This window comes from Acinetobacter sp. YH12132 (assembly GCF_013418645.1).
Classification (GTDB): Bacteria; Pseudomonadota; Gammaproteobacteria; order Pseudomonadales; family Moraxellaceae; genus Acinetobacter; species Acinetobacter indicus.
Map to the genome: position 1 here is coordinate 448,931 of NZ_VPBR01000001.1, position 8,862 is coordinate 457,792.

7 protein-coding genes, 1 tRNA gene and 1 pseudogene are annotated in these 8,862 nt (G+C 41.7%); 4 read left to right on the forward strand and 5 right to left on the reverse strand.

Features of this window, described 5'->3' with window-relative positions; translation table 11 throughout:
- Positions 1 to 239: 239 nt before the first annotated feature.
- The gene (gene ychF / locus FTU67_RS02110; protein ID WP_005177206.1) at positions 240 to 1,331 is read right to left on the reverse strand and encodes a redox-regulated ATPase YchF; all 1,092 of its coding nucleotides are present in this window, start codon (positions 1,329 to 1,331) and stop codon (positions 240 to 242) included.
- Between the two features lie 322 nt (positions 1,332 to 1,653).
- On the opposite strand from ychF, the gene FTU67_RS02115 reads away from it, so the two are divergent.
- Positions 1,654 to 2,418, forward strand: a complete 765-nt coding sequence (locus FTU67_RS02115) for a glutathione S-transferase family protein (RefSeq protein WP_005177208.1) — start codon at positions 1,654 to 1,656, stop codon at positions 2,416 to 2,418.
- A gap of 59 nt (positions 2,419 to 2,477) precedes the next feature.
- On the opposite strand, the gene FTU67_RS02120 is transcribed toward FTU67_RS02115, so the two are convergent.
- Positions 2,478 to 4,013, reverse strand: coding sequence for a hypothetical protein (locus FTU67_RS02120; RefSeq protein WP_180061345.1), 1,536 nt, complete (start codon positions 4,011 to 4,013; stop codon positions 2,478 to 2,480).
- Between the two features lie 375 nt (positions 4,014 to 4,388).
- Between FTU67_RS02120 and FTU67_RS02125 the strand changes: the two genes are divergently transcribed.
- Complete coding sequence (locus FTU67_RS02125) at positions 4,389 to 4,859, forward strand: Lrp/AsnC family transcriptional regulator (protein ID WP_104490323.1); 471 nt, start codon at positions 4,389 to 4,391, stop codon at positions 4,857 to 4,859.
- 52 nt (positions 4,860 to 4,911) lie between these two features.
- On the opposite strand, the gene FTU67_RS02130 is transcribed toward FTU67_RS02125, so the two are convergent.
- Together FTU67_RS02130 and FTU67_RS02135 are read right to left on the reverse strand one after the other, a co-directional pair.
- The gene (locus FTU67_RS02130; protein WP_005177213.1) at positions 4,912 to 5,661 is read right to left on the reverse strand and encodes a YebC/PmpR family DNA-binding transcriptional regulator; all 750 of its coding nucleotides are present in this window, start codon (positions 5,659 to 5,661) and stop codon (positions 4,912 to 4,914) included.
- 109 nt (positions 5,662 to 5,770) lie between these two features.
- A complete protein-coding gene (locus FTU67_RS02135) occupies positions 5,771 to 6,337 on the reverse strand; it encodes a 1-acyl-sn-glycerol-3-phosphate acyltransferase (protein ID WP_005177219.1) in 567 nt (188 codons plus the stop codon).
- A gap of 753 nt (positions 6,338 to 7,090) precedes the next feature.
- Here FTU67_RS02135 and FTU67_RS02140 point away from each other — a divergent pair.
- Positions 7,091 to 7,167, forward strand: a tRNA-Ile gene (locus FTU67_RS02140).
- Positions 7,168 to 7,277: 110 nt separating this feature from the next.
- Here FTU67_RS02140 and FTU67_RS02145 read toward each other — a convergent pair.
- Positions 7,278 to 8,060, reverse strand: coding sequence for a hypothetical protein (locus FTU67_RS02145; RefSeq protein ID WP_180061346.1), 783 nt, complete (start codon positions 8,058 to 8,060; stop codon positions 7,278 to 7,280).
- Positions 8,061 to 8,136: 76 nt separating this feature from the next.
- Here FTU67_RS02145 and FTU67_RS02150 point away from each other — a divergent pair.
- Positions 8,137 to 8,862: pseudogene (locus FTU67_RS02150) on the forward strand (transposase); the annotation flags it as partial.

Here is an 8,862-nt window from a genome sequence, read left to right on the forward strand (position 1 = left end):
CATCTTTCACGGTGCTGAACGGTTATGGTGCGCTTGAGTGCACTGAAATCAAGCGCTTTCGAGAACTGGAAAGCGTAGGGAATTCAATAACATCTCAGTAAATCAAAGAAGATATCAAGATCGGTTCGCTGATTGATTAATTTTCTTGCTTAAATTGTGGTGAGCCAAAGATTGCTCTTCAAAAAAAGAGTATAAAAAAACCCTCAAATATTTGAGGGTTTTTCATTGATATCAGGCGATTACACGTTAAAACGGAAGTGTAAAACATCACCATCTTGTACGATGTAAGTTTTACCTTCTAAACGCCATTTACCTGCTTCTTTGGCACCAGCTTCGCCATTGTATTGTACGAAGTCATCATAGGCCACACATTCAGCACGGATAAAGCCTTTTTCGAAGTCGGTATGAATGACACCTGCTGCTTGTGGAGCGGTTGCACCGACTTTCACCGTCCAGGCACGTACTTCCTGCACACCGGCAGTGAAGTAAGTTTGTAGGCCGAGTAAGCCATAACCTGCACGGATGACCACGTTCAGGCCAGGTTCTTCCATACCCATCGCTTCTAAGAATTCAGCACGTTCATCATCTTCTAACAATGAAATTTCAGCTTCAATCTGGTTGCAGAGTGGTACTACAATCGCATTTTCAGCTGCTGCCAGTTCACGTACTGCATCTAAGTGCGGGTTGTTTTCAAAGCCATCTTCCGCCACGTTGGCAATATACATGGTGGGTTTTAAGGTTAATAAACCAAAACCACGAATCAGTTTACGTTCGTCATCGTCCAGATTGGCTGCACGTGCCGGTTTGCCTTCATCCAGTAATGGCAGGATTTTTTCTAGCACGGCTTTGGTCGCAACTGCTTCTTTGTCGCCGCCTTTGGCTGTTTTGGTTAAACGGGTCACGGCTTTCGATACCGTTTCTAAGTCGGCCAGCGCAAGTTCAGTGTTGATGGTGGCAATATCGTCCAGCGGGTCAATTTTACCATTGACGTGAATGACGTTTTCATCTTCAAAACAACGCACCACGTGAGCAATCGCGTCAGTTTCACGGATGTTGGCGAGGAACTGGTTACCCAGACCTTCACCTTTTGAAGCACCTGCAACCAGACCGGCGATATCCACAAATTCCATGGTGGTTGGCAGGACACGTTGTGGGTTTACAATGGCCGCCAGTTTGTCTAAACGCGCATCCGGCACCGGCACAATACCGGTGTTTGGCTCAATGGTACAGAACGGGAAGTTTTCAGCAGCAATTGCAGCTTTGGTTAAGGCGTTGAAAAGAGTCGATTTACCAACGTTAGGCAGACCTACAATACCACAATTAAAACCCATGAAATGACTCACAAAGTGTTATTCAAAAATTGTCGCTGATTTTACATGAAAGCCAGCATAAAGTCAGGTCATGGCGGGGATGTTTGTTGAAAAAGCATATTTCTGAAATATGTGCTGCGGATGGTGGGTAATGCGTGCCGTATCTTTGGTGATTTTTAAACAGGATAGCCTGACCTAAATACGCTTGATGAAGCGTTTGGCCGAATACCGGCGATTTTTGAATAAAAAGCGCATTGTTTTTCAGCAGCAGTATGACTAAAGTAGCCAATGGATGTTGGCTGTTCAAATTATTGAACAAAAAATAAAAATTGACGGAGAAGATATGCGTATTTTGTACCAGTTTCCTTTATCTCATTTTTGTGAAAAAGCGCGCTGGCTGCTGGATCATAAGGAACTGGATTATAACGCGCAGAATTTAATTCCGGGCGTGCACCGGGCTTTTGCCAAGCTAAAAACCGGACAAAACAAGCTGCCGATTTTACGCGATCAGGATCAATGGATTGCGGACAGTACCCAAATTGCCCTGTATTTAGATGAGGTGTATCCGGAGCATACCTTATTACGCCCAGACCCGACACAGCGCAATGAAGCACTGGAGATTGACCAGTTGGCCTCGACTCTGGGCTATCACGTTCGTCGCTGGGGCTTGGCACATACTTTATCTGAAAGTGAGCAGCCTTTAGATTTGCTGATTGGTGAAAAAGGTTATTTACGTCAATTTGAAAAATACTCCAAACCGATTATGAAGATGCTGATTTCCAAAGGCTATCAGCTGGATCAGGACAAGGTTGATGAATCGGAACGGGAAATGCGCCGTTTAATAGCCGAATTAAACCAGCGTCTGATAGCCAATGGCGGCGCATATTTTGTCGGTGAGCGTTTAGGCCTGGCGGATATTGCGGTCTGTTCCATGCTGGCTCCGATTCTGGAAATTCAGGATACACCGTGGGAAAAAGAGCAGGGCGAAACCTTGTCCGAACAATTCCTGCAATTTAAACAGGAACTCAGTGATTTACCTTTAGGGCAATATGTACTGAGAATTTATCAGACCGAGCGTCATGCCCGTGTGGACTGGCGCGGTATCTAAACGGCAACCATAAAAAATACGCGCCTGTAGCGCGTATTTTTATGACTTTATCAAATCCATTAAATGAATGGGGTAGATGAATCCAGATCAATTGCAGGCAGTTGCGGCGCAAGGCTGAGCAGGTCAAAGTTGCTGCTACTGCTTTCTGTACTGGTCGATTGCAGAGCTTCTTGAAGTTCAGGTAACAGGTTGTCCAGACTCAGACTGCTGTCTGCTCCTGTACTGGCGCCTTGTAACAGATCTTCCAGATTAAAGTCAGTTGAACCAAATGCATCGCCCAAGCTGTCAGTAAGATTGCCTAGGTCAAAGTCTGTGCCACCGTCAGTCAGACCTTCCAGTAAGCCACCTAAATCAAAACCACTGCCGATGTCTGGGAGACCGCCAAGTAAGGCACTTAAGTCAAACTCACTGCTGCCACCTGTTAAGCCTTCAAATAACTGGGTCAGTGTTTCAAGGTTCAGATCACCGGTGTTATTGCCGATGAGTCCTTCAAACAGTTCAGAAATCGTTTCAAGGTTAATTTCACCCGTATTACCACCGATTAAGCCACCGACCAGTTCTGAAATTGCACCAATATCAAAGTCGCCGGCGCCACCGCCAATCAGACTACCGACCAGATCAGCAATGGGTGCAATGTCGAGATCACCTGAACCACCACCAATTAATCCGCTGACTAATCCGGCAATTGCACCGATATCAATATCGCTAGCGCCACCACCGATGAGACCACCGACAAGCTCAGCAATCGCTGCGATGTCGATATCGCCTGAACTACCACCCATCAGACCGCTTACCAGCTCTACGATTGCACCGATATCAAAGTCACCCGTACCGCCGCCAATTAAACCACCAACCAATTCAGCAATCGCTGTGATATCGAGATCGCCTGAACCACCACCGATTAATCCACTGACTAATCCGGCAATTGCACTGATATCAATATCGCCAGCGCCACCACCAATTAAACCGCCAACCAATTCAGCAATCGCTGCAATGTTGATAGCGCCTGAACCACCACCGATTAATCCACTGACTAATCCGGCAATCGCGCCAATATCAATATCACCAGCACCGCCGCCAATCAACCCACCAACCAATTCAGTAATCGCTGCGATGTCGAGATCATCCGAACCACCACCCATCAGGCCGCTCACCAGTTCTACGATTGCGCCAATATCAAAGTCGCCGGCACCACCGCCGATGAGACCACCGACCAGGTCAGCAATGGTACCAATATCCAGGTCGCCCGTATTACCGCCAATCAGACCACCGATTAAATTGCTAATTGAGCCCAGATCAAAACTGCCCCCATTGGCTTGGGTCAGTTGATTAATCAGGCTAGAAATATCTAAACTGCCGCTATTACTTCCTGTAAACTGGCTGATTAAATTGCTAAGACTGCTACTGTCCAGGCTGTTTCCAGACAACAGACTTTGCAATAAGCTGTCGAGGGTTGGGGTAGAGGGGCTGGTGAGTTGTCCAAACCAGTTCGACAAGGTCGAGCTGATGCCACTGAAAAAGCTGCTGGTTTGGGTTTCGACAGTTAAAACCGGGCTGAGCTTGCTTTTCAGCAAACTGAAAGATTTAAAAGCCATGAAGACGATTCCTTGTGTTCTTATGTTTTTGTTTTGCTGGTGTTGAAACGCATCTTTTTTTAATCTATTTGTATACACTTGTAAAAGATGAACGTTCTGGAATTAGCTGTATTTGGGCAGAGAAGGCAATTTAAACGCAGTAGAGAGAAGGAAATTTTTGAGAAAACAGCGGTTTATTGAAGCTAACCGTTTATCTGTTTTTAAAAGATCAAGATAAATGGCAGAGGTCTGATCCGTTAGGCTACAGTTGTGTCTGCACATCATATCTTGAAAAAAAATTTCAATAGATGAAAAAATAATGAGAAATAAATATTGTTGTGGTACTGATTCGGCTAAAATTATAAAGTGTCATTGCCTGTTAAAAAGAGTATAAAAATGGAACTGGATCGCTTTGATAAGCATATTCTTGAAATTTTAAGTCATGAAGATGTCAATTTAAATGAATTGTCGGAGCGGGTGAATTTGTCGGTGAGTTCGGTACATCGCCGGATTAAAAGCCTGATTGATCATAATATTATTTCAGGTTTAAAACGGGAAATTAATTACCAGAAACTCGGCTTTAGTCTGCATGTCCTGTTGCAGGTGTCGCTGAGTAAACATGATACCGATACCTTTGCCAAGTTTCTGGAAGAACTGGAAAATATTCCCGAAGTGATTAATGCCTTTTTGGTGACCGGGCAAACCGCTGACTTTATTGTAGAAGTGATTGCGCGGGATATGGAAAACTACAGTGACATTTTACTCAAACGCATTGGTAAAATTGACCATGTGGTGGCGCTGCATTCGAGCTTCGTGATTAAAGAATATAATGTTTTAAACTGCTCGAATTTGCTCAGTAAAGTTTAATTTCTAAGAAATAAAAAACGCGCCAGATGAGCGCGTTTTTTATATGTAAGTTTTAAGCATCTAAGGCAGCTAAAACGTCATCAGAGAATTCAACGTTGGTATAAACGTTCTGAACATCATCCAGATCTTCAAGCATATCAATCATTTTCATGATTTTTTTAGCCTGGTCGATGTCGGTGATTTCAGCTTTGGTTGATGGGCTCATCACCACTTCAGCATTGTCAGATTTTAAACCTGCTGCTGCTAAAGCATCCTGAACGGTACCAAACGTTTCTGGAGTGGTAATCACCAGAATTTCATCTTCAGAGACTTCAATATCTTCTGCACCGGCTTCTAATGCCACGTCCATGATCTGATCTTCTAAAGACACATCTTCAAACGTAATTTCACCACGTTTGGTGAATAAGAAGGCCACGGAACCGTTGGTGCCTAAGTTACCATCGGTTTTAGAGAAGCAGTGACGAACGTCTGGTACGGTACGGTTTAAGTTGTCGGTCATGGTTTCTACAATCACAGCCACACCGCCGACACCATAACCTTCATAGGTGACTTCTTTTAAGTCATCGTTATCTTCACCGCCAGCACCACGTTGAATCGCACGGTTAATCACATCACGTGTCATGTTGACCGATAATGCTTTTTCGACTACAGCACGTAAGCGAGGGTTGCTCCCTGCATCCGGACCGCCGAGTTTAGCAGCAGTTGTCAGTTCACGAATGTATTTGGTAAACAACTTACCACGACTAGCATCTTGTTTGGCTTTACGATGCTTGATATTGGCCCACTTGGAATGACCCGCCATGCGAAATATGCTCCTTGTAGATTGGCTGTATGCCGATCGAATTGCACAGATTCTACCATAAGCTCTTTTTCTGAAAAAAGGGCAGGGTTTTAAGTTTTAACTGAAAAATTTACGCTGTTTTCACGTCTGGAATAATAATATCCAATCCGGTGTTTTCTTTATAGAGCTGTTTGATCAGCGCGAGATCATGCGCCAGGTCGGTTGGATAAATTTTACCAAAAATCCCGCCTTGCTTGGTTTTAGAGTTGGCATACATCAGCACAATCGGCACATTGGCGGCTTTGGCAATATGCCAGAAACCGGTACGAATTGGCTTACGTGCTTCACCATTTTTGGCACGGGTCGCTTCAGGAGCAATCACCAGATTGAATTTTTCATTGCGCTGGAACAGCTCCACCATTTGTCCCACGATGTCCTGATTGGCTTTACGATCAACCGCAATACCGCCCACGGCTTCAAGTACCGGTTTAAGTGGACCTTTGAATAATTCTTTCTTGATTAAGGTATGAATTTTCATGTCGAAAATTTGGAAGATGGCCAGTGATAGCACTGCATCGAGCATCGAGGTATGCTCAAAACCAATAATGACCTGTTTATCTTCCAGAATATCAGGTTCGACGTTATAGCTCCATCCGGCAACTTTAAATGCAGCTTCGCCAATAAATTTTTTTAACATGGGTACAGAGTAAAACAAACGAAAGCGCATAATTTGTGCTTGTTCGGCTTTAGAGTCAAGGGTTAATTTGTGCAACTGTGCAGAAAAAATAAAGACCTGTTTAGCCGCAGAATATAATCTAACAACTTATTGTTTTTAGATATAAATTAAAAGTTATTAAGACTTAAAATAAATGAGTATATAGAAAATTACTATTAAAAAAGTGAAAAAAAAGCTATTCAGCAGATAATTTAAGCATTAGACTTTTGTCGTAGATAGGTCGTAGTTCAGGCCAATGTCCAACTTTAGGCTTAACCTCAACAGGAATAGCAAAATGACATATTTGACCGCACTAATTGTTGCTTCGCTCATTTTAATGGTGATTGTGCTTTGGTCTATTGCTGAACTTGTGTTCGAATCGCGCAAAGAAAAGTCACTGAACTCAAAAAGAGTTTAAAATTTCAGCAATACGAATACTTTATAAGTTTTTGTACTCACTATATAAAGTTATTTCAAAAAAGTATAATTTTTTATTGATTTATTGCTTTTTTATCTTAAAAAAAATAAATTTCGAATTTACCTCTCATGATATGAGCGCAGTTTCAGTGCAATGCTTGATGAGATGATGTTGTGCAATTTCCTGCTAATTTTTGAGCTTCTGGTTAACTGTTGTCTTACTGTACAAGCGATTTTGAAAGGGCTTGTATTTTAAAAAAATCTTCGATAGTATTCATGGCGCCTGAACTTGTTGATATATAACAATTTCAGTGAAAAGGGCCTATAGCTCAGTTGGTTAGAGCAGCGGACTCATAATCCGTTGGTCGACAGTTCAAGTCTGTCTGGGCCCACCATATAAAACAACCACTTAGGTGTACGAATCCTAAGTGGTTTTTTTGTTTTTTGCATTCTAGTAAGCTAATAGTAAGCAACTAAAATCAACAAAAAAGAACTAATTATCAATTTAGTGAAAAGATGTTATAAAAACTTCTTGTTCTATTAAGTTTGAATTTGATAGTTTTTCTTTTAAGTATTTATCCTTAAGCATTTTCTGTTCAGCATTTTGTGAATTGATTCGAAGCGACGAATCCCAATCTTTATCCCTATATGTTCGCCAAGGGAAAAAAATTTTTAATGGTTTATTATATCCAATAAATTTAATTTGATAGACTCGCTTTGATAATTCATCGAAAAGTAAAAGGTGTGCTCTCTCTAATCCTTGAAATTTAGAAAGATTTTCAAACATTTGATTAATAGAAGATGCTGTATCATTAGTTAATTTTATACTACCAATGTATCTCCCAAGTAAATGTAGTAAATATAGCAATCCTAAGCCATCTAAACTATTTAGTGCTTTGATGCTTTGTAAGTGATGTTCTTCTAATGCTATCTCTTCCTGAGTATCATTTCCTTCAAAAATTAAGTACTGAAGATTTGCTGGTAAATTCTTCAACTTTAATTTCAAAGTATATTCATCCATAGGTGTATGCTTTAATGTTTCCCAAATGAAATGATTATAAAAATTAAGACTTATTGGGAAAATTTCTTCAATTCTATCTAACCATTTTTGACCGAGAGTAACTCGCCCCATTTTAATCTTCCAGAAAATACCACTATTAGGGTCAGTCTGATCTTTGTCTCCATTATTTAATTGATGAAAAAAAACTGCAAAATCATTATGAGTCTTAACTTTCTTAAAAAATTTTAACAGCAAATAAGTTGAGTCATACCAAAAAATAGATCTCATTACATGGTAATCCCCCCTAAAAATAATAGGATCTAAAAGTAGAATTTTCTCTTAAGATACGAGCAGGAGATTCTGCATGAAAACATCTAAATTTACTGACAGTCAGATCATGTCCATCTTGAAACAGGCAGAATCTGGCACACCTGTAGCGACCCTTTGCCGTGAACACGGCATGAGTAATGCTACCTTTTATAAATGGCGTGCCAAATATGGTGGTATGGATACATCATTAATGGCTCGACTGAAAGAGCTAGAAGCCGAAAATACCAGACTTAAAAAGATGTATGCGGAAGAGCGATTAAAGGCCGAAATCATCCAGGAAGCGATGGCAAAAAAGTGGTAAAGCCATCTTGCCGGCGTAAGATGGCACAACAGGCAGTTGCCCAGCATGCCATTAGTATTCGTTTGGCTTGTAAAGCATTTGGCATTAGTGAAACCTGCTACCGCTATCAAGCCAAACTCAGCGATGACAATGCACTCATTGCTGAACAGCTCATTGAACTCACTGAGGAAAATTCCGATTGGGGCTTTGGTTTGTGCTTCTCGTATTTACGGCATGTTGAGAGTTGCTGCTGGAATCACAAGCGGGTTTACCGCATTTACTGTGAGTTGGCACTGAATCTGCGTATTAAACCGAGAAGAAGACTAAAACGGCATGCGCCTGAACCATTGAAGGAACCAATCCGAGAAAATCAGGTTTGGTCATTAGATTTTATGCATGATCAGCTTTCCGATGGTCGCAAGTTTCGATTATTGAATGTGATTGATGATTACCGCCGCGAAGGCCTAGCCATTGAAGCAG

Coding starts and splice junctions, on each gene's coding strand:
- ychF (WP_005177206.1), bottom strand. CDS start 1,331: ATGGGTTTTAATTGTGGTATTGTAGGTCTGCCTAACGTTGGTAAATCG.
- FTU67_RS02115 (WP_005177208.1), top strand. CDS start 1,654: ATGCGTATTTTGTACCAGTTTCCTTTATCTCATTTTTGTGAAAAAGCG.
- FTU67_RS02120 (WP_180061345.1), bottom strand. CDS start 4,013: ATGGCTTTTAAATCTTTCAGTTTGCTGAAAAGCAAGCTCAGCCCGGTT.
- FTU67_RS02125 (WP_104490323.1), top strand. CDS start 4,389: ATGGAACTGGATCGCTTTGATAAGCATATTCTTGAAATTTTAAGTCAT.
- FTU67_RS02130 (WP_005177213.1), bottom strand. CDS start 5,661: ATGGCGGGTCATTCCAAGTGGGCCAATATCAAGCATCGTAAAGCCAAA.
- FTU67_RS02135 (WP_005177219.1), bottom strand. CDS start 6,337: ATGTTAAAAAAATTTATTGGCGAAGCTGCATTTAAAGTTGCCGGATGG.
- FTU67_RS02145 (WP_180061346.1), bottom strand. CDS start 8,060: ATGAGATCTATTTTTTGGTATGACTCAACTTATTTGCTGTTAAAATTT.